Source organism: Brachybacterium avium, from assembly GCF_002216795.1.
Classification (GTDB): Bacteria; Actinomycetota; Actinomycetes; order Actinomycetales; family Dermabacteraceae; genus Brachybacterium; species Brachybacterium avium.
Map to the genome: position 1 here is coordinate 2,781,413 of NZ_CP022316.1, position 19,920 is coordinate 2,801,332.

Sequence of the window (19,920 nt, forward strand, 5' to 3'; positions counted from 1 at the left end):
CGCCCATCTTTTCATGATTCCGCCGAGGTGCGAGGGGAGTCCGCGGCCGCCTCGGCATCAGCGGCGCCGAGCCGCTCCGGATCGATCACCGGGAGCGGGCCGGTGCGCGGGTGCAGCTCCTGTGGCTCCGCGCCGGTGCCGCCGAGCTCCGCGGCGGCGTCGACCCCGGGCCGGGTGGCGAGCTCCTCAGCGGTCTGGACCGTCTCGCGCAGCGGCACATGCTTGATGAACAGCGAGAGCACCAGGGCGACCAGCGCGAAGGGCACCGCGGTGAGGAACACCATGTGCATCGCCTCGCCCATGCCCATGCGGATCGGCTCCACGAGGACGTCGGGCAGCTGCGAGAGGGCCGAAGGATCCAGCGCCGCGTTCTCGAGACCGGAGACGTCCATGCCGCCGGAGGCCTGCAGGGAGGCGAGGTCCTTCGCGGGCAGCGCCGCGATCCGCTCGCTGATCGAGGTGGTCATCGAGGCGGTCATCACGGTGCCGAGCACCGCGGTGCCCACGGTGGAGCCGATGTTGCGGAAGAACTGCACCGCTGCGGTCGCGGTGCCGAGCTCGCGCCGCGCCACCGCGTTCTGCACGATCAGCGTGTACACCTGCATCGACAGGCCCAGCCCCAGACCGATCACGATCATCGCCAGGGTGAGGCGCCACTGGGAATCGCCGTACTCGAGCGCGACCAGCAGCCCGTAGCCGATCACCATCACGATGCCGCCGGTGATGAGGAACGGCCGGTATCGGCCGGTCTTCGAGATCAGCAGGCCCACGGTGATCGAGGTGAGGATCATCGCGAGGGACTGCGGGATCAGGATCATGCCGGAGGCGGTGGCGGAGACGCCCATCACGCCCTGCGCGTAGACCGGGATATAGATGATCGCGCCGAACATCGCGACCGCGATGGTGAAGGAGGCGGCGACCGACAGTGCGACGATCGGGCGCAGCAGCAGGTGCATCGGCAGCAGCGGTTCCTCGACCCTGGTCTCGATGACCACGAAGGAGATGAGGAAGGCCGCGGCGAGCGCGTACATCCCGAGGATCACGGGCGAGCTCCAGGCGAAGTCGCCGCCGCCCCAGGTGGTCGCGAGCAGTGCGAGGACCAGGCCCGGCGTGAGGGTGAAGATGCCGGCGAAGTCGACCTTGCCGTGCTGCGAGGACTGCTCCAGGTGCAGGAACTTCAGGATGAAGGCGAAGGCCGCGATACCGATCGGCAGGGTCAGGTAGAACAGCCAGCGCCAGCCCAGGTGGTCGGTGACCAGGCCGCCGATGAGCGGGCCGGCGATCGAGGTCACCCCGAACACGGCGCCCATGATGCCCTGGTACTTCCCCCGCCGACGAGGCGGGATGATGTCGCCGATGATGGTCTGGGACAGCGGCATCAGGGTGCCCATCCCCAGGCCCTGCACGGCCCGGGCGAGCACCAGGAACCAGAATCCCTGGGCCATGCCGCCCAGGATCGAGCCGAGCATGAAGACGGCCAGGCCGCCCAGGTAGAACCAGCGGCGGCCGTAGAGGTCGGAGAGCTTGCCGACCACGGGCACGGTGACGGCCGAGACCAGCATCGCGGCGGTGGCGATCCAGCTGTAGTGCTCGATCCCGCCGAGCTCGCCGACGATGCGGGGCATCGCGGGGCCGACGATCGTCTGGGACAGGGAGGCGACGAACATGCCGAGCATGAGGCCGACGAAGACGAGCTTGCCCTGCCGGTCCAGTCCGGTGAAGGCTGCGGTGTCGGGGGAGGTGGATGCGGCATCAGGTGATGGCGCAACAGTCGATGCTGTGCTCATTGAGCCCCTCGGGGAGAGTGGTGCGGACGGTGACGGTGGGGACGGGCGCGGGGAGCGTCCGACGGCCGCAGCACTTCAGCGGGCTTCGACCGGAAGAGAATATCCCCTTCTTGCAGTCGATGCACTATTTCACTGAGTGCAGTTTCTGTGATCTGTCGGACCTACGATGGAGCCGTGACCGACGAGAACCACCCGACCGAGAAGACCCTGGGGCTGCGCGAGCTGAAGAAGCGCCAGTCCCGCATCGCCATGCACCGTGCAGCCCTCGAACTCGTGAACGAGCACGGACTCTCCGGTGTCACCGCCGAGGCGATCGCCCATCGCGCAGGGGTCTCCACCCGTACCTTCTTCAACCACTGGAGCACCAAGGAGTCCGCGATCATCGGGATCCTCGGCGCCGGCGGGCAGGAGATCTCCGAGCACCTGCGCCAGCAGATCGAGGAGACCGGACCGCTGGGAGCGCTGCGCACGGTGCTGCGGGAGTTCGTCTGCTCCGCCCCGGTGGATGCGGAGCTGCGGGAGCTGAAGAAGCAGGTGATGGTCAAGGAGCCGAAGCTGCACGCCCTCTCCTCCGGCAACCTGATGTCGGTGCAGACCGAGATGGTCGCGATGCTGACGGAGGCTCTGCCAGGAGAGGACGCCCACGAGCGAGCGATGCTCGCGGTGCAGCTGGGCTTCGCCGTGACCCGCACGGCGTTCGCGATCTCGATGGCCCGCGGCCTGGACCTCGGCACCGCCTTCGATGACGTCCTGGCGCACTACGACCAGGGCGACCCCGTCTTCTGACCCGGGTACGGCCGCCCCGGGCGCACCGGGGACGGACCCCTCACCTCACCAGGCGCCCCAGTCCGACCTCCCAGCCGCGGCCGTCGGCCAACCGGTCTGCGACCAGGCGCTCCAAACGGGTGCCGCGCGGCAGCGATGCGGCGTCGTACGGCGGGCGCTCGCCGAAGACGAAGAACGCCGCGGAATCGTCGGAGCGGTCATGGTGCAGGAGCTCCCAGCGCTGCGCGAAGGAGCCGAGGTTCGAGCCCGCGCCGAACTCCTCGGTCAGCAGCGGGTTGATCAGCCAGGAGTCGCAGTGGAATTCGTGGCCGAACGGCGGCGCTCCCTGCGGGCGGTCCGTATCGAGATCGGCGTAGCGGGTGCTGAAATAGGCGGTCGCGCGTGCCAGCGAGTCGTCGACCGCGGCGGGCGTGAGCGGGCCCGTGGCCGGGATATGGGTGCCGATCACCCAGCGCTCCTGCGCCGTGCCCCGGTCTGCCCGGTGCAGATCGAACTGCAGCCTTCCCAGGTGCACCAGCCGGCCCCGCCAGTTCAGCGCCATCCAGGGCAGCTGGTGCAGCCCCAGTCGGCCGCTGCTGCGCCGGTGGATGCGCATCTGCTGGCCGAGATCCGCGAGCACCTGCCAGGACTGCTCGGCGCTCAACCCTCGCTCGCGATGCCAGGCGCGCACCGTGGAGGTGCTGACCATGAGGGCGAGGATCGCGATCAGGCCCACGCCCGGCGCGAGGCGCTGCTGCAGGGCGGTCTGCTCCTCCTCCCGGGCGCCGAGCGCGGCCTCGGGACGTCGAGTCCGGCACCGGCACGCAGCAGGTTCGCGGTGGCGGTGATCTCCGCGAGGACCTCCTGATCCTCCACGGCGGGACCGATCAGGGCACTGAGCTCGGTGTGATCCTCTCCGGTGATGCCCAACAGCTCGTACAGCGCAGGGGCCGACGGGGCCCGCAGCATCGCTGCGATCGCGGCGGGAGACAGCTCTTCGGTGGCGCGGACGGCGCGCGGGGGATCCCCGAGGACCTCGAACTGGGCGTCATCGTTCATGCGCACACCGTAGCCTCCGCCGTCCGTCGGATGTGAGCTGGGCCGGGATGTCACCCGCAGTCTGTTCGGCGCCCGACGCCGCCGCTGAGAGTGCCCGACGCGGACGGCGCCCCCACCTCGAAAGGTGGGGGCGCCGTCCGCGCGGGAGCGTCAGTTCACTTCTTGCCCTGATTCGCGACCGCCTCGGCGGCGGCCTTCGCGGCGACCGGGTCGAGGTAGCGGCCACCCTTCTCGACGGGCTGGAAGTCCTCGTCCAGCTCGTACACCAGCGGCTGGCCGGTGGGGATGTTCAGCCCGGAGATCTCCTCGTCGGAGATGCCGTCGAGGTACTTCACCAGTGCGCGCAGCGAGTTGCCGTGCGCGGCGACCAGCACCGTCTTGCCGTCGACCAGGTCGGGCTTGATGCCCTCCTCCCAGTACGGCAGGAAGCGCTCGACGACGTCCTTGAGGCACTCGGCCTTCGGCAGCTGGTCACCGAGGTCCGCGTACTGCGGGTCCTGGTCCTGGGAGAACTCGGTGCCGAACTCGATCTCGGGAGGCGGGGTGTCGTAGGAGCGGCGCCAGGCCATGAACTGCTCCTCGCCGTACTTCTCCCGGATCTCGGCCTTGTTCATGCCCTGCAGTGCGCCGTAGTGGCGCTCGTTCAGACGCCAGTCGCGCTTGACGGGGATCCAGTGACGGTCCGCCGCGTCGAGGGACAGGTTCGCGGTCATGATGGCGCGGCGCTGCAGGGAGGTGTGCACCACGTCGGGGAGGATCCCGGCCTCCTTGAGGAGGTCACCGCCCTCGATCGCCTCCTGGCGGCCCTTCTCGGTGAGGTGGACGTCCACCCAGCCGGTGAACAGGTTCTTCGCATTCCAGTCGCTCTCGCCGTGGCGGAGCAGCACGAGTGTGTAGGTCATGGGGCCAGGGTACGCGGGCCGGGCGGGGGAGTGCAGATCCTGCTCACGGGCCGCCCGGTGAGCGGTGCTCAGGCCTCGAGCAGGATCGTGAAGGGGCCGTCGCCCGTGAGCGCCACCCGCATCATGGCGCCGAAGCGTCCGGTCGCGACGGTGATGCCGCGCTCCCGGATGGCTTCGACCACCTGCTGGACCAGGGGCTCGGCGACCGGGCCCGGTGCGGCCCCGCTCCAGGACGGCCGGCGCCCCTTGCGCGCATCGCCGTAGAGGGTGAACTGGGAGACCACCAGCACCTGCGCCCCGGCATCGAGCACCGAGCGCTCACCGTCCAGGATCCGCAGCTCACAGATCTTCCGAGCGATCGTGGCCACCTGCTCGGGGCCGTCCTGATGGGTCACTCCCACCAGGGCCAGCAGGCCCTCGCCGTCGATCGCACCGACCACCTCGCCGTCCACCTCGACCTGGGCACCGTCGACTCTCTGGAGCACTGCACGCATGCCCCGATGGTGGCACAGCTCCGCAGTGCCCGGCGCCGCCGGCGGGCGCCGGTCACGGAGGCCATCAGCTCGGGAGGATCGAGTCGATCCGTCGCTCCTGGGTGGGGGAGTCGTCACCGTCATCGGAGCGGCCACCGGACACCTGCGGCTGGGGCGGATGCGGCTCGGCGGCCTGGACCGGTCGAGGCGAGAGGCTCTGCGGGGGCAGGGGCGCGGTGTTCTCCGGCGGCGCCGAGTACGCCGAGGGACCGGAGGGCTGCACCGGAGCCTGCTGCTGCGCCGGGGCCCGCTGTGGGGGTGCGGGCTGCTGAGCGGGGCCGGGGCTCTGCGGTGGCGGGACCTGGCGCACCCCCGTCGGGCCTTGTGTCGGTGGGACGGGAACGGCCGGTCGCGAATCGGTGATCGGAGCAGCTGCGGCCTGCTTCGCGGCCTCGGCCTCACGCCGCCGGGACTCGGCATGCCGGGCCGCGGTGACCCATTCCTCGGCGACCCGCACGATCGCCTCGGTCGCGGCCTCCCACGCCGCCTCCTGCTGACGGTGCGGGCCGGTGGCCAGGGACAGCACCACGCCGGCGGAGCGGAGCGCGAGCTCGGTGGGGTCGACCCGTTCCGAGAACATCTCGTGCCAGGTGCGGATGGCCTCCTCGACCCGCTCCTGCGTGGCGCGATCGATGCGGCCGGCATTGCCGTAATCGGCCAGGACGCTGAGATGGGCCAGCAGGCAGGCCAGGTCGTCGGCGCGCCTGCCCGGGCCCACGGTGTCGATGTCGAGCAGGCCGACCACCCTGCCGCCATCGACGAATACCTGCGCCTCGTAGAAGTCTCCGTGCACCACGTCGTGGGGACGCATGTCCATCCGCTGCTCGAGCGCGGACAGCCCGTCGCGGATCGACCGCACCAGGGCATCCAGCCGCGGCCCCAGCGAGGGGACCGACGAGCTGACGATGCCGGAGTAGAAATCCACCGAGTCGGTCCAGGGCGGGCGCAGCGAGAGCGAGTACATCGAGGCGGGCAGCCGGTCCAGCAGAGCGACCAGGTCCTCGGCCCGGCAGGCGTCCACGCCCTCGTCGACCACGGCGCGGGCGAGAGGCCGCCCGGGCAGCTCGGCGAGGACCACCAGCCCGTTGTGGTGGGCGATCACCTCGGGCACCGGGACACCGGCTGCGAGCAGCCGATGGTGGCGGTCGACGATCTCCCCGCTGCGATGGGGCTGCATCACCTTCAGGTAAACGGCCCGGGTGCCCTGGGAGGCACGCAGCACTGCCCGGCGTCCCGGACGGTAGGACACGACGTCGATCGCGATCGGCACCGACGGGTCCGGGCCGATGGCGGCGCCGAGATCGTGCAGGGTGCGGCCGACGATGTCCGGATAGCAGACCAGCGGCAGCATCGGCAGCCAGGGGTCGTGGGGGTAGCGCCACACTCGGACGTTGATATCGCCGTCGGTCATCACCAGGGTCTGCTCGGCGACATGGAGGTTCTTCTCGCGCTCGCCGATATGGGCGCTGGCGCCGAACAGCTCCTCGCGCGCCGGCGCCTGCGGACCGTCCAGCTCGGGCCAGGACACCTGGGTGCGGTACAGCGCCTTGGTGCTGCGCCCGGGACGGTGATCGACGTGGTCGAGCTGCCAGCTGTGCAGCACTCCACCGGAGTTGCCGACGGCCGAGCGGAGCAGTCCTCCCGCGCCGGGCCCGGTGAGGAGCTCAGACCCGTCCTGCGTGTGTGACATGGGTGAATCATTCCGGTCATGTGGTCATCAGGCGACACCGCCTACGATGCTTGCATGGCTGATCGTACCGATAACCTCACCAGCGGGAACCTTCTGGGGATTCCCGAGACCCGACTTCCCGACGACTTCGTCGATGTGCAGGTGAGCGAGGAGCTGGTCGACGGTGACCCGCGGGAGATCACCGCCCGCCATCTCGACTCCCCGCTCGCGTGGGCCACCCTCGCCCAGGATGCCCTGACCGATGGCGATGACGTCGCGGCCTACGCCTACGCCCGCACCGGCTACCACCGTGGCCTGGATGCGCTGCGCCAGGCCGGCTGGCGCGGGCAGGGGCCGATCCCTGCCTCCCACTCCCCGAACCGCGGTTTCCTGCGGGCGCTGGCGATGCTGGGGGAGACCTCGCGCCGACTCGGCGACGAGGCCGAGGCCGATCGCGTCACCGGCTTCCTCCGCGAGGCCGACCCGAGCCTGCTGGACTGAGCGCACCGGCCGGGCGCCCCCGGTTCGCAGGGGGCGTCCGGCCGTGCTTGGTAGGATCCACGCGGCCCCGTGCGCTCCACGTGGCCGACTGCCCGGAAAGTCACATCCCGTTCCTCAGGAGTCGCCATGCCCGCCGTCGTGATCGTCGGAGCCCAATGGGGTGACGAGGGGAAGGGCAAGGCCACCGATCTCCTCGGTGAGCGGGTCGACTACGTGGTCAAGCCCAACGGAGGCAACAACGCCGGCCACACCGTGGTCGTCGACGGTGAGAAGTTCGAGCTCAAGCTCCTTCCCGCCGGCATCCTCTCGCCGCAGGTCACGCCGGTCATCGGCAATGGCGTGGTGGTCCATCTCGGCGCGCTGTTCGAGGAGATCGGGATGCTGGAGTCCCGTGGCGTGGACACCACCCGGCTGCGCATCAGCGCCAACGCGCACATCGTGGCGCCGTACCACCAGACCCTCGACAAGGTCACCGAGCGCTTCCTGGGCAAGCGGGCGATCGGCACCACCGGTCGCGGCATCGGCCCTGCGTACATGGACAAGATCGGCCGCCTCGGCATCCGCGTCCAGGACCTCTTCGACGAATCGATCCTGCGGCAGAAGATCGAGGGGGCGCTGCGCCAGAAGAACGAGCTGCTGGTCAAGCTCTACAACCGTCGCGCCGTCGAGATCGACGAGATCGTCGAGGAGCTGCTGGGCTACGCCGAGCGGCTGCGGCCGATGGTGGTGGACACCACGCTGCTGCTGAACGACGCGCTGGATCGCGACGAGGTGGTCCTGATGGAGGGCGGCCAGGCCACCTACCTGGATGTCGACCACGGCACCTACCCGTTCGTGACCAGCTCCAATCCCACCGCCGGCGGTGCCTGCACGGGAACCGGCATCGGCCCCACCCGCATCGATCGCGTGATCGGGATCGTCAAGGCGTACACCACCCGCGTGGGTGCCGGCCCCTTCCCCAGCGAGCTCGAGGACGAGTGGGGCGAGTACCTCCAGCGCGTCGGCGGCGAGGTGGGTGTCAACACCGGTCGAGCGCGTCGCTGCGGCTGGTACGACGCGCTGATGATCCGTCATGCAGTGCGCATCAACGGCTTCACCGACATCGTGCTGACCAAGCTCGATGTGCTCACCGGCATCGATGAGGTGCCGATCTGCACCGGTTACGACGTCGACGGCGTCGTCCACCGCGAGATGCCGATGACCCAGACGGAGTTCCATCACGCCACCCCGGTCTACGAGACCCTCCCGGGCTGGACCGAGAACCTCTCCGCAGCCCGCACCTTCGAGGAGCTGCCCGAAAACGCACGGAACTACGTGCGTCGCCTGGAGGAGCTCGCCGGGTGCCGGATCAGCGCCATCGGGGTGGGCCCGGATCGTGCCGCGACCATCGCCGTCCACGACCTGCTGCCGGAGACGACCAGCTGACGTGGTGACCCGTCGTACCGACCCCGAGGCGGGCCGCCGTGCGCTGACCTCGTGGGCGACCGACCCGGAGGGGGCAGGGCGCCCGGTGCTCGCACCGGCCGTGCGCCACACCCTGGAGCTGTTCGCCGAGGAGTACCCCGGTGGCGCCGTCGAGCTGCGGGTCCCGCCCTACGCCGCGGCGCAGGCCATCCCCGGCACCCGGCACACCCGCGGCACCCCGCCGGCGGTCGTGGAGACCGATCCCGCCACCTGGCTGGGGCTGGCCACCGGCGATCTCGACTGGGAGCAGGCGGTGGCCGAAGGGCGCGTGCGCGCGAGCGGTGAGCGCAGCGACCTGGGCGGGCTGCTTCCGCTGCTGGGCCCGCGCCGTGTCGTGCGCACGGCCCGTGACCAGGCTGCCCGTGAGCAGCCGGTCCAGGATCAGTCAGTCCAGGATCAGTCAGTCCATGAGCAGGAGGAGCGATGAGCGTGGCCGTGGAGATCGCGGTGGAGGACCTTGCCGGGCTGGAGGTCGCCGCGCAGGCCGGTGCTGACCGGGTGGAGCTGTGCGTGGACCTCGCCCGGGGCGGGCTCACCCCGCCGGCGACGCTGGTCCAGGAGTGCACAGCCCGTGCTGCCGCCCTGGCTGGGGCGCGCGATGCCAAGCCCCACTTCGACGTGCACGTGCTGATCCGCTGCCGCGCCGAGCACGGCGACTTCCTGGACCGGCCCGAGGAGTTCGCCTACTCGGCCGACGAGATCTCACTGATGGCGAGGCAGGCCGAGGAGAGCGTCGCCGCAGGGGCGGCCGGTGTGGTGATCGGTGCGCTCACCGAGGACGGCGAGCTGGACCTGCCCGCGATCGAGGCCATCCGCGACGGCGCGCTGAGCGCCGGCAGCAGCGCCATGCGAGGGGTCACCCTCACCGTCCACCGCGCGGTCGACGCGCTGGCGGACCGGTCGCGGCGGGAGGACGCGGCGCGGACCCTGCTGGGCCTCGGGATCCACCGGATGCTGACCTCCGGGGGAGCGAGCCGGGCCCTGGACGGAGCCGAGGACCTGGGCGCCATGGTCGATGCTGCCCAGGGGCTGCTGGACATCTGCGCCGGAGGCGGGGTGCGCCCCGCCGATATCGGAGATCTCGTGCGCCGCACCGGAGTGGCCGATGTCCATCTCTCCGCCCGCCGACGACCTGGCGCCCCGGTCGAGGACGGCGCCCCGAAGACCTGCACCGACCCGGCGATCGTCGCCGCGGCGGTCGATGCCGCTGAAGGACTGTGAGCACTGTGAACGACTCCGAGAACCCCAATCATCCAGAACACCCCACGGACCCGGTGGGCCCCGAGGACGGCGCAGGCATCGAGAGCGGCGCCGACACCGCGCACTCCGCGGGCCGCGGGAGCGCCGAGCCCGTCGATGCCTTCTCTGAGACCGAGGTCACCAGCGTGTACGTGCGCCGGCGCCGCACCCCGACCCTGGGCTTCTGGGTCGCTCTCGCGATTCTCGTCCCGGCCGTGGCGGCTCTGCTCAGCGCCCCCTTCTTCGATTTCGCGGATCTCAGCGGGGTGGTCAACTTCATGCTGGTGGCCGCGGTATTCATCGGCCTCCCACTGGCTGCGATCGCTGCCCTGGTGGACGCGATCAGGCACCGCGACGAGTCGAGACGACGCCGCTGAGCCGAGGCGACTCCCGCGTCCGGATCGCGAGGGATGCCGCTCCCGGTCCCTGCGGACAGTGCTGGGCCGCGCCAGAGGCCTGTGGCACTATGGACCAGTGGCACGTGGCGACGGAAAACTCTCCCATGACCTGCTCCCCGGGGAGAAGGGCCCGCAGGACGCCTGCGGGGTCTTCGGCGTCTTCGCCCCCGGTGAGGACGTCTCCAAACTGACCTACTACGGTCTCTATGCTCTCCAGCATCGCGGGCAGGAGTCCGCGGGCATCGCAACCAGCGACGGCTCCCAGATCATGGTCTACAAGGACATGGGTCTGGTCTCCCAGGTCTTCGACGAGGCGTCGCTCGAGGCGCTCCAGGGCCATATCGCGATCGGGCACACCCGGTACTCGACCACCGGCGGCTCGAACTGGTCCAACGCTCAGCCCGCCCTCGGCCCCCGTCCCGACGGCACCGTGGCCATGGCGCACAACGGCAATCTGGTCAACACCGAGGAGCTGCTCGACCTGATCGAGGAGCGCCACGGCAGGCCCCGCACCGGCGAGATCGCCCGGGGCAACACCACCGACACCGCTCTGGTCACCGCGCTGCTGAACGTCGAGGGGAGCCTCGAGGCTGCCCTGCGGGAGCTGATGCCGCTGCTCCACGGCGCCTACTGCTTCACCCTGATGACGGAGACCACGCTGTATGCGGCGCGGGATCCCCAGGGCATCCGCCCGCTGGTGCTGGGGCGCCTCGAGCGCGGCTGGGTGGTCGCCTCCGAGACCGCGGCCCTGGACATCTGCGGTGCCAGCTTCGTGCGCGAGGTCGCGCCCGGCGAGATGATCGTGATCGACGAGCAGGGACTGCGCTCCGAGCAGGTGATGCCCCCCGTCCCCAAGGGGTGCGTCTTCGAGTACGCCTACCTCGCCCGCCCCGATACCCGCATCGCCGGGCGCAGCGTGAACGAGGCCCGCACCGAGATGGGCCGCCAGCTCGCCCGGGAGCATCCCGTCGAGGCGGATCTGGTGATCCCGACCCCCGAGTCCGGCACCCCGGCCGCCATCGGCTACGCCCAGGAATCAGGCATCCCCTACGGCCAGGGCATGGTGAAGAACGCCTATGTCGGCCGTACGTTCATCCAGCCCAGCCAGACCATCCGTCAGCTCGGCATCCGCCTGAAGCTGAACCCGCTGCGGGAGGTCATCCAGGGCAAGCGGCTGGTCGTCGTCGACGACTCGATCGTGCGCGGCAACACCCAGCGCGCCGTGGTGCGGATGCTGCGCGAGGCGGGAGCGGCCGAGGTCCATGTGCGGATCTCCTCCCCGCCGGTGCGCTGGCCCTGCTTCTACGGCATCGACTTCGCCTCCCGGGCGGAGCTGATCGCCAACGGCCTCGGCATCGAGGAGATCGCACGCTCGCTCGGCGCCGACTCTCTGGGATACATCACCGAGGCGGGGATGATCGCCGCCACCGACCAGCCAGAGGAGGCGCTGTGCACCGCCTGCTTCTCCGGGAAGTATCCGGTCGCCCTGCCGGAGCCCGTCGCCCGAGCCCAGGGCATCGTCCAGGCTCCGCCCACCGAACCCTCCCTCGCCGAGAAGGACGCATGAACCAGACCAGCCCCAGCCCCCAGGACTCCCGCTCCTCCGGGATCACCTACGCCGACTCCGGTGTGGACACGGCCGCCGGCGATCGCGCTGTCGAGCTGATGAAGGAGGCCGTCGCCGCGACCCACGGCCCCCAGGTGCTCGGCGGGATCGGCGCCTTCGCGGGACTGGTCGACGTCAGCGCGCTGAAGGCCTTCGACCGGCCGCTGCTGGCCTCCTCCACGGACGGCGTGGGCACCAAGATCGCGATCGCGCGAGAGCTGGACATCCACGACACCATCGGTCGTGACCTGGTCGGCATGGTGGTCGACGACATCATCGTCGTCGGTGCCGAGCCGCTGGCCATGACCGACTACATCGCCTGCGGCACCGTGGTGCCGGAGCGGATCGCCGACATCGTGCGCGGCATCGCCGAGGGCTGCCGCCTGGCAGGCTGTGCGCTGGTGGGCGGGGAGACCGCCGAGCATCCGGGCCTGATGGCACCCGAGGACTACGACGTGGCCGGCGCCGCGGTGGGCGTGGTCGAGGCCGCGGACCTGCTGGGCCCTGAGCGGGTGCGCCCCGGGGATGTGGTGATCGGGATGGATGCCTCCGGCCTCCACTCCAACGGCTACTCGCTGGTGCGCGCCGTGGTCGCCGCTGCGGGCCTCTCCCTGGACTCCGAGGTGGAGGACTTCGGTCGCACCCTCGGCGAGGAGCTGCTGGAGCCGACCCGGATCTACACCGCGGACCTGCTGGCCGTGCTGCGGGATGCCCGCACCCGCGGTGCCGTCCACGCGCTGAGCCATGTGACCGGCGGAGGACTCGCCGCGAACCTCGCACGCGTGATGCCGCGCGGGCTCGCCGCCCGGATCGATCGCTCCCGGTGGGAGCCGGGAGCGGTGTTCTCGCGGGTGGCCGCTTGGGGCTCGGTGCCGCAGCTGGATCTCGAGGGCACCTTGAACATGGGCATCGGGATGATCGCCCTGGTCGACGCGGACTCTGCCGACGCGACGCTCGCCGTTCTGGCGGAGTGCGGGCTCGGCGCGCGGGTGATCGGCGAGGTCGTCGGCGAGGAATCGCTGCCGGTGCCCGGCGGACCGCTGGAGCATGTCGTCACCGGGGCCAAGGGCGTCGACGGCGGCGGCGTGCTGATGGCCGGTCAGCACGGCGGCTGGAGCTGAGCCGGGATGCTCCCGACACAGCATGAGGGCCGACCCTCAGGTCGGCCCTCATGCTGTCATGCGTGTGTCACGGTGCTCTCCGGCGGGTGCCGGTGTGCTCAGCGGTGTCGTGCGGACGGTGCGTCCTCGTCGGCCCAGTTCTCACTGTCCTCGGCCCGGTCGTCTCCGTCGGCGCCGGAGGCCTCGCCTCGCTGGGACTGCAGTTCGCGCTGCAGTGCCGTGAGGTCCGTCGGCGGGCTGTAGTACTTGAGGTCCCGTGCCACCTTGGTGTGCTTGGCTTTCTGTCGGCCGCGACCCATGGATCTGACCCCCTGTGCGTCGGCTGCCGGGTGTTCTTGTCGACCCGGAAGATGGCATTAGTTTCGTTTGCTCAGGGTACATGAGCGCCCTGCGGTCCGGCGAACTCCAAGGGGTGAGACGTGCCGGACATCCCGTTCAGGGCTTTCAGAGGGCCGAAGCCCCACCGAAACGCCCGATTCGTAGGATCTTGGCCGGACACGGGTCATTTGTTTACCAGCGCATCGGCCCTACCGATTAGTCTGTAGCGGGTGCCAGCACCAGATCACGCCGAGCGGGCGTGGCGGCGCCCCGAATCCCGCAGTGAAAGGTCACACGCCCAATGAACGCAACCACGGAGAACCCTTCCGCGGGCGATGAGGACGCCACCGGGCTGCTGACGCCTGCCGAGGTCGCGAAGATGTTCCACGTCGATCCGAAGACGGTCACCCGCTGGGCCCAGGCCGGCAAGCTGACGTACATGCGCACCCTGGGCGGCCATCGACGGTATCGCCGCGACGAGGTCGTCGAGCTGCTGCGGGACAGCTCCAAGGACGTGTGAGCACTGATCCGCTCCTGGGGGAGGGGTACGAGACGTACCGGATCGATCTCGGGTCCGACGATGAGGGGCCGCTGGTCGGCACACTGATCCACCGCGAGCCAGGGAGCTCGCCGGAGGCGGTCGCCGGGCGGCCGCCGATCCTGCTGATGCACGGCTGGTCGGACTACATCCTCGACCGGGAGCTGATGGAGCACCTCGGCCACCGCGGGCACGACGTGTGGGGGCTGGACCTGCGCAAGCACGGCCGGAGCCTGCTGCCGGGACAGACCGCGACGGCGATCGACCATCTCAGCCGCTACGACGCGGAGATCGGTGCTGCGCTGAGGCTCATCGGCCGTGACCGGCCCCCGGTGCTGCTCGCACACTCCACCGGAGGGCTCACCGCTACGCTGTGGGCCCAGCGGAATCCGGGCACGGTGGCCGGTCTCGCCCTGAACTCACCGTGGCTGGAGATGCACCTGGGACCGGTCACCCGCGCTCTCGCCCGGGTGCCGGTGCGATTGCTGGCCGAGCGGCTGCGACGACGACCGATCCTCCCCGTCGGCAGCGCTCACGTCGCCCGTGCCAGCCACCGGGATTTCGGCGGCGCCTATGACTACGATCTCGCTCTGAAACCGCCGGGAGGCCATCCCTTCCCGGCAGTCACTCTCAACGCGATCATCGACGGGCAGCGACGCCTGGCCGCCGCCGGGCCGCTGACGATCCCGGTGCTGGTGCTGCACTCGGACCGCACCCGGATCGGCCACCGGTTCAGTGAGCAGATGCGACGCTCGGACTCGGTGCTGAACGTGCGGACCCTTGCTGCGGCGGCGGCCGCACTGGGCCCGCAGGTGCAGATCGACGCGGTCCCTGGCGCGCGCCACGACGTGTTCCTCTCCGACGCGGATGCCCGCTCCTGGGCCACCGAGATCCTTGACGACTGGCTGGAGACGTCCTGCCGGGTGATGCCTACGATGAAGGAGTCCGATCGCGCCGAGGACCTCGGCCCGCCCGCTCCGGGCACGTCCGGGAAGGAGCCGACCGATGACCGCTGATGCGCGTTCGCTGCGGAGGCAGGCCGACTCGCTGCGGCGCGCCGCCGACCGCCTCACGATCCTGCGGCTGCGCCTGGCCAACACGATCGTGGACCTCACCCGTGCGGAGGACCGCGGAACCCGGATGCTGGGCGAAGAGATCCACGAGCACTGGATGCAGGAGCACTATCCGGAGCTGGGACGCATCGCCGGCGGACTGCGCGCGAGCGCCCGTCGGCTGGACGCGACCGCAGTCGCCGCGGAGCGCAGCACCGGCCGACGCCTCGGCGGATACGCCGGCGCCGGATTCCTGGGCCGCGGGGATGATGCGCATCGCCACGTGGCCGACGTCGCCGCTTTCGTCGGCACCGAGCAGGGCGCCAGCATCGGCGGGTTCCCGCTGCTGCCCGGCGCCGAGGACGGCTTCCTCGCCCACCCCTCGCACACCCTCGGCATCGACACCCCCGAGTACGACGAGGGCGACTGAACGGTCGGCGGGATTCAGACCCGCGAGCGCCGGTCAGGGAGGAGGGCGAGGGCGATCGCCGTGGTGAGCGCACCGGAGATCAGCGGGACCAGCAGCATCGTCACCAGCAGCAGGAGCATCGCGGCCGCGGCGTCGGCCGCCGCGACGCCCAGGGCGACCAGCACTGCCGCCCCGATCGTCTCCGTGACCCCGGCGCCGCCGGGGGTCAGCGGCACCAGGGACAGCACCCGACCCAGCGCGAAGATCGCCACCGTGAGCAGCCATGGCACCTCGGCGCCGACCGCCTCGATGGCGAGCACCAGCGCGAGCCACTGGAGCACGCGCGCACCGAGTGTCGGCGCCACCAGCGCCGGCCAGCGACGTCGCAGCATCTGGATCAGCACATCACGCTGGAGCAGGATCGACCCGGCGAGTTGTTCCGGGACCAGCGCGGAGAAATGTGTCAGCAGCGCGGCCAGCACGCTGCGGCGCAGCAGCACGACGGTCAGGGCCAGGGCGAGCACTGCACCGAGCACTGCCAGCAGCGCCGCCCACCATGCGCCGGGCAGCGTGATCGTGAGGGTGCTCAGCACCGGGCTCAGCGCATAGGCGGCCAGACCCAGGAGCGGTATCAGCACCGAGGTGAGCACCATCTCCACCAGGGAGGCGGCGACGATGCCGGTGAGGATGACCGGCAGCACCAGGCCGGAGCGGCGCAGGATCCAGCCCATCAGCCCCAGCCCGATCACGGTCCCGCCCGGCACCGCGAGGGAGGCCGCCCCGGCGGTCGGATGCGCCAGCAGGACCGCGGACCAGCGCGCCTCCGGCAGGGCGGCGCGCACGGTCACCGTCTCGAGCAGCAGGGCGCCGGCGCCGAGCAGCACCATCACGGGCACGGCCCAGAGGGGAAGCGCCCTCAGCGTCCCGGCGATCTCGCCCCAGTTCGCCCCTGTGGCCCACGGCAGCGCCCAGCCGAGCAGCCCGATCACCAGCACGATGGAGAGGAGGCCGCCGACGAGACGGCCCCGGGTGAGCCGTGGCGGCTGCTCGGCGTCGAGCGCAGCCAGGTCCCCGGGGAGCCGGTCGAGGTCCATCGACAGCCGCCGCGCACCGTCCGGCCCATCGGTGTCGGGGCCCGGGGAGTCGGGGGAGTCGGAGGGGACCGCTGGCATGCGGCGATTCTCGCACGGGGCGGGCAGGGACCTCCCAGGCGCAACGACCTAACATGGTGTCATGTCCTTTTTGATGTCCCTCCTCGTCGTGCTGCACCTGATCTTCTGGGCCGTGGCGCTCGGCACCTGGGTGGCGGCCGCGCGCACCCGTCAGCCGAACCCGGGCATGGCCCACGCCGTCGCCGGCGCCGTCGTGATCGGCATCGTGATGGCCGTCCTGATCTCGATCCCGGGCCTCCTGCCATGGGAGCCGAACCACATGAAGCTCGGCATCAAGCTCCTGGTCGGCCTGGTCGCCGTGGCCCTGGCCTACATCGCGAAGAAGAAGGGTCCCGAGACCTCCTCCGCAGTGTGGTTCGGCATCCCCACCGCGATCGTCGTGAACGTGGTCGTCGCCGTGTTCGTCTGAGACGCCCCGGGGCGACCTGCCACGACAGGTCCTCCCCACGCACACTCCGTCCACACCGGGCCCGACAGCCTCCCCGCTGTCGGGCCCGGCCCTATCCTGGAACCCTCATGAGCTCTCTCTTCGATGATCTGTCGCTGCCCGACGCCTTCCGCCGCCTCGACGGAGTCTCGGTGACCCCGGGAACCCGCGACCGGGGGCGCGCGGAGGACTCCGCGGCGCCCGCCGGTGACCAGGACCGGCTCGGTGGGCGGCGGCCGAACACCGGGCCGTCGATCGGGGAGGAGCCGCCGTACGCGGACGCCCCGCCGGTCGAGGACGAGCCGCCGTTCGAGGACGAGCCGCCGTTCGACGATGCCCCGCCGCCGGAGGACGAGGATCTGCCGCTGCCCCCGCCGGAGCTCGCGCAGGCCCCGCATCCGGCCGATCGACCCGCGCCCTCCGCCCCGGGACCGGGAGCAGGGGCCGGTGCCCCCGGCCTCACCGTGCTGACCGATGGCCTGAACCCGGCGCAGCGCGAAGCGGTCGAGCATCGGGGCTCGCCGCTGCTGATCGTCGCCGGCGCCGGCTCCGGCAAGACCCGAGTGCTCACCCGGCGCATCGCCCACCTGCTGCGCTCCGGGGAAGCGCTGCCGGGGGAGATCCTCGCGATCACCTTCACCAACAAGGCCGCCGCCGAGATGCGCGAGCGCGTGGGCGAGCTGGTGGGCCCGGTCGCCCGCAGCATGTGGGTCTCCACCTTCCACAGCGCCTGCGTGCGGATCCTGCGCCGCGACGCCGCCGCGGCCGGGCTGAAGAGCTCCTTCACGATCTATGACAGCGCCGACTCGCTGCGCCTGATCACCACGATCGCCAAGGACCTCGAACTGGACACGAAGAAGCACGCCCCGCGTGCGCTCGCCTCGAGGATCTCCACGCTGAAGAACGACCTCGTGGACCCGATCGACTTCGCTGATCAGGCCGAGAGCGCGAAGAATCCCTTCGAGCGGACCCTCGCACGGATCTTCACGAACTACACCGCACGGCTGCGCCAGGCCAACGCGGTGGACTTCGACGACCTGATCGGTCTGACCGTCACGCTGCTGCGGGAGAACCCGGCGATCCGCGAGGGCTACCGCCGCCGCTTCCGGCACCTGCTGGTGGACGAGTACCAGGACACCAACACCGCCCAGTACCAGCTGGTGCGGGAGCTGGTGGGGGAGGACCCCCGCGCCGACCTCACCGTGGTGGGCGACTCGGACCAGTCGATCTACGCCTTCCGCGGCGCCACGATCCGCAACATCGTCGAGTTCGAACAGGACTTCCCCACCGCGCGCACCATCGTGCTCGAGCAGAACTACCGCTCCACCCAGCACATCCTGTCCGCCGCGAACTCTGTGATCGAGGAGAACGCCGGGCGGCGCAAGAAGAACCTGTGGACCGATCAGGGCGAGGGCGAGCAGATCACCCTCTACGTCGCCGACGACGAGCGCGAGGAGGCGCGATACATCGGCCGCCAGATCGACGCGCTGGTCGACGACGGCCGCCGGGCGGGGGACATCGCGATCTTCTACCGCGCCAACGCCCAGTCCCGCGCGCTCGAGGACCAGCTGATCCGCGTGGGCCTGCCGTACAAGGTGATCGGCGGCACCCGCTTCTACGAGCGCCGCGAGATCAAGGATGCGATCGCCTATCTCCGAGTGCTCACCAACCCGGCCGATGAGATCAACCTGCGCCGCATCCTCAACGTCCCCAAGCGCGGCATCGGCGACCGGGCCGAGGCGGCGGTCGCGATGCTCGCCGAGCGGGAGCGGATCGGTTTCGGCGAGGCGCTGCGCCGCGCGGAGGAGGCCCCCGGCATCGCCACCCGTTCACTGAACGCCGTGCGGACCTTCGTGGCGATGCTCGAGGACCTCCAGGCGATGGCCGCCGACGGGGCCGGGCCCGCCGATCTGCTCGAGGCGATCCTGCAGCGGTCGGGCTACTACGCCGAGCTGCAGGGCAGCGAGGACCCGCAGGACGAGTCCCGGTTGGAGAACCTCGCCGAGCTGGTCAGCGTCGCTGCCGAGTTCGAGGCGCAGATGGAGGAGGCCGACGCCGTCGCCAGCGAGTACGAGGACGCGGACGAGGCAGGGGGATCCGACGCGACAGGTGCTGTGGCGGATGCTGCGGCGGATGGCTCGGCGAACCCGTTGACGGACGCCGCGACGCCGGGGACGGACCTCGCCCCTGGGGCCGACGTCGCCCCCGACGCCGCGCTGACCGCGCCGGATGACCCCGAGGCGAGCCTCGTGGACCGCTTCCTGGAGAAGGTCTCACTGGTCGCCGATGCGGATCAGATCCCGGGCGAGGAGGATCAGTTCGTCACCCTGATGACCCTGCACACCGCCAAGGGCCTCGAGTTCCCGGTCGTGTTCCTCACCGGGATGGAGGACGGCACCTTCCCCCACAACCGCACCCTGAGCGATCCCGAGGAGCTCCAGGAGGAGCGGCGCCTGGCCTACGTAGGCATCACCCGCGCCCGCGAGAAGCTCTTTCTGACCCGGGCCCAGATGCGATCGATGTGGGGACAGACCCAGTTCATGCCCGCCAGCCGCTTCCTCGACGAGGTGCCCGAGGAGGTGCTGGATGTGGCGCGCGCCGGCTCCACGCTCAGCGGCGCCGGATTCGGCGGCGGCTACAGCGGCTCCGGCAGCTACGGGGGCGGCTCCAGCTCGAGCAGCCGCCGCGGCCCCTCCTTCAGCGGCGGAATCGGCGGTGGGCGCAGCGACATCAAACGCCCCAGCCTCGGCTCCGGCCGCAGAGCGACCCCGGCCGACAAGCTGCCTCAGCTCGCGGTGGGCGACCGGATCACCCACGACTCCTTCGGGATGGGGACGGTCACCGAGGTCGCGGGTCAGGGGGAGAAGACCCAGGTGGAGGTGCAGTTCAAGGCCCCGCATGGCACGAAGCGCCTGGTGCTGCGCTATGCGGCGATCACCAAGCTCTGAGGGCCCTGCCGC

Annotated in this window: 21 protein-coding genes; 13 read left to right on the plus strand and 8 right to left on the minus strand. The window is 70.8% G+C overall.

Annotation, left to right across the window (positions count from 1 at the left end; all coding sequences use genetic code 11):
• Positions 1 to 11: 11 nt before the first annotated feature.
• Complete coding sequence (locus tag CFK39_RS12445; protein WP_089065728.1) at positions 12 to 1,787, minus strand: MDR family MFS transporter; 1,776 nt, start codon at positions 1,785 to 1,787, stop codon at positions 12 to 14.
• A gap of 174 nt (positions 1,788 to 1,961) precedes the next feature.
• On the opposite strand from CFK39_RS12445, the gene CFK39_RS12450 reads away from it, so the two are divergent.
• Entirely contained in the window at positions 1,962 to 2,573 is a 612-nt protein-coding gene (locus CFK39_RS12450; protein WP_245822597.1) for a TetR/AcrR family transcriptional regulator, read from the plus strand.
• A gap of 40 nt (positions 2,574 to 2,613) precedes the next feature.
• On the opposite strand, the gene CFK39_RS12455 is transcribed toward CFK39_RS12450, so the two are convergent.
• The 5 genes from CFK39_RS12455 to CFK39_RS12470 all read right to left on the minus strand — a co-directional run bounded on the left by CFK39_RS12455 (position 2,614) and on the right by CFK39_RS12470 (position 6,736).
• On the minus strand, positions 2,614 to 3,288 hold the full coding sequence (locus CFK39_RS12455) for an acyltransferase domain-containing protein (protein ID WP_245822599.1): 675 nt from the start codon (positions 3,286 to 3,288) through the stop codon (positions 2,614 to 2,616).
• Positions 3,279 to 3,611, minus strand: coding sequence for a hypothetical protein (locus tag CFK39_RS16970; RefSeq protein ID WP_245822601.1), 333 nt, complete (start codon positions 3,609 to 3,611; stop codon positions 3,279 to 3,281). Before CFK39_RS16970 ends, CFK39_RS12455 begins: the two co-directional genes overlap by 10 nt.
• A gap of 155 nt (positions 3,612 to 3,766) precedes the next feature.
• A complete protein-coding gene (locus CFK39_RS12460; RefSeq protein WP_089065729.1) occupies positions 3,767 to 4,513 on the minus strand; it encodes a phosphoglyceromutase in 747 nt (248 codons plus the stop codon).
• 68 nt (positions 4,514 to 4,581) lie between these two features.
• Positions 4,582 to 5,007 carry a D-aminoacyl-tRNA deacylase gene (gene dtd / locus CFK39_RS12465; RefSeq protein ID WP_089065730.1) on the minus strand — a complete coding sequence of 142 codons (426 nt, stop codon included), beginning with the start codon at positions 5,005 to 5,007 and terminating at the stop codon, positions 4,582 to 4,584.
• Between the two features lie 64 nt (positions 5,008 to 5,071).
• Positions 5,072 to 6,736 (minus strand): phosphotransferase, encoded by a 1,665-nt coding sequence (locus tag CFK39_RS12470; RefSeq protein ID WP_089065731.1) that lies wholly within the window; start codon positions 6,734 to 6,736, stop codon positions 5,072 to 5,074.
• 54 nt (positions 6,737 to 6,790) lie between these two features.
• On the opposite strand from CFK39_RS12470, the gene CFK39_RS12475 reads away from it, so the two are divergent.
• From CFK39_RS12475 to purM, 7 genes are all read left to right on the plus strand, one after another.
• The gene (locus CFK39_RS12475) at positions 6,791 to 7,216 is read left to right on the plus strand and encodes a DUF3151 domain-containing protein (RefSeq protein WP_089065732.1); all 426 of its coding nucleotides are present in this window, start codon (positions 6,791 to 6,793) and stop codon (positions 7,214 to 7,216) included.
• A gap of 126 nt (positions 7,217 to 7,342) precedes the next feature.
• A complete protein-coding gene (locus tag CFK39_RS12480) occupies positions 7,343 to 8,641 on the plus strand; it encodes an adenylosuccinate synthase (RefSeq protein WP_089065733.1) in 1,299 nt (432 codons plus the stop codon).
• 4 nt (positions 8,642 to 8,645) lie between these two features.
• Complete coding sequence (locus tag CFK39_RS12485; RefSeq protein ID WP_420836206.1) at positions 8,646 to 9,107, plus strand: sterol carrier family protein; 462 nt, start codon at positions 8,646 to 8,648, stop codon at positions 9,105 to 9,107.
• On the plus strand, positions 9,104 to 9,901 hold the full coding sequence (locus CFK39_RS12490; RefSeq protein ID WP_089065734.1) for a copper homeostasis protein CutC: 798 nt from the start codon (positions 9,104 to 9,106) through the stop codon (positions 9,899 to 9,901). Before CFK39_RS12485 ends, CFK39_RS12490 begins: the two co-directional genes overlap by 4 nt.
• On the plus strand, positions 9,898 to 10,296 hold the full coding sequence (locus CFK39_RS12495) for a hypothetical protein (protein ID WP_245822603.1): 399 nt from the start codon (positions 9,898 to 9,900) through the stop codon (positions 10,294 to 10,296). The genes CFK39_RS12490 and CFK39_RS12495 overlap by 4 nt, the downstream gene beginning before the upstream one ends.
• A 97-nt stretch (positions 10,297 to 10,393) precedes the next feature.
• Entirely contained in the window at positions 10,394 to 11,884 is a 1,491-nt protein-coding gene (gene purF / locus CFK39_RS12500; RefSeq protein WP_089065735.1) for an amidophosphoribosyltransferase, read from the plus strand.
• Positions 11,881 to 13,044, plus strand: coding sequence for a phosphoribosylformylglycinamidine cyclo-ligase (gene purM, locus CFK39_RS12505; RefSeq protein WP_089065736.1), 1,164 nt, complete (start codon positions 11,881 to 11,883; stop codon positions 13,042 to 13,044). The genes purF and purM overlap by 4 nt, the downstream gene beginning before the upstream one ends.
• Before the next feature lie 98 nt (positions 13,045 to 13,142).
• Here purM and CFK39_RS12510 read toward each other — a convergent pair whose 3' ends face one another.
• Positions 13,143 to 13,343 carry a DUF3073 domain-containing protein gene (locus CFK39_RS12510; protein WP_089065737.1) on the minus strand — a complete coding sequence of 67 codons (201 nt, stop codon included), beginning with the start codon at positions 13,341 to 13,343 and terminating at the stop codon, positions 13,143 to 13,145.
• A gap of 320 nt (positions 13,344 to 13,663) precedes the next feature.
• On the opposite strand from CFK39_RS12510, the gene CFK39_RS12515 reads away from it, so the two are divergent.
• The 3 genes from CFK39_RS12515 to CFK39_RS12525 are packed head-to-tail and all read left to right on the plus strand — an operon-like array spanning position 13,664 to position 15,382.
• Positions 13,664 to 13,882 carry a BldC family transcriptional regulator gene (locus tag CFK39_RS12515; protein WP_089065738.1) on the plus strand — a complete coding sequence of 73 codons (219 nt, stop codon included), beginning with the start codon at positions 13,664 to 13,666 and terminating at the stop codon, positions 13,880 to 13,882.
• The gene (locus CFK39_RS12520) at positions 13,879 to 14,916 is read left to right on the plus strand and encodes an alpha/beta hydrolase (RefSeq protein WP_089065739.1); all 1,038 of its coding nucleotides are present in this window, start codon (positions 13,879 to 13,881) and stop codon (positions 14,914 to 14,916) included. Before CFK39_RS12515 ends, CFK39_RS12520 begins: the two co-directional genes overlap by 4 nt.
• Positions 14,906 to 15,382 (plus strand): hypothetical protein, encoded by a 477-nt coding sequence (locus CFK39_RS12525; RefSeq protein ID WP_089065740.1) that lies wholly within the window; start codon positions 14,906 to 14,908, stop codon positions 15,380 to 15,382. The genes CFK39_RS12520 and CFK39_RS12525 overlap by 11 nt, the downstream gene beginning before the upstream one ends.
• Before the next feature lie 14 nt (positions 15,383 to 15,396).
• Here the strand turns inward: CFK39_RS12525 and CFK39_RS12530 are convergent, their stop codons facing one another.
• Positions 15,397 to 16,533, minus strand: a complete 1,137-nt coding sequence (locus CFK39_RS12530; RefSeq protein WP_245822605.1) for a lysylphosphatidylglycerol synthase transmembrane domain-containing protein — start codon at positions 16,531 to 16,533, stop codon at positions 15,397 to 15,399.
• A gap of 61 nt (positions 16,534 to 16,594) precedes the next feature.
• Here CFK39_RS12530 and CFK39_RS12535 point away from each other — a divergent pair, with 61 nt between their 5' ends.
• Together CFK39_RS12535 and CFK39_RS12540 are read left to right on the plus strand one after the other, a co-directional pair.
• Entirely contained in the window at positions 16,595 to 16,942 is a 348-nt protein-coding gene (locus CFK39_RS12535) for a hypothetical protein (protein ID WP_089065741.1), read from the plus strand.
• Between the two features lie 107 nt (positions 16,943 to 17,049).
• Entirely contained in the window at positions 17,050 to 19,908 is a 2,859-nt protein-coding gene (locus CFK39_RS12540) for a UvrD-helicase domain-containing protein (RefSeq protein ID WP_089065742.1), read from the plus strand.
• Positions 19,909 to 19,920 lie beyond the last annotated feature (12 nt).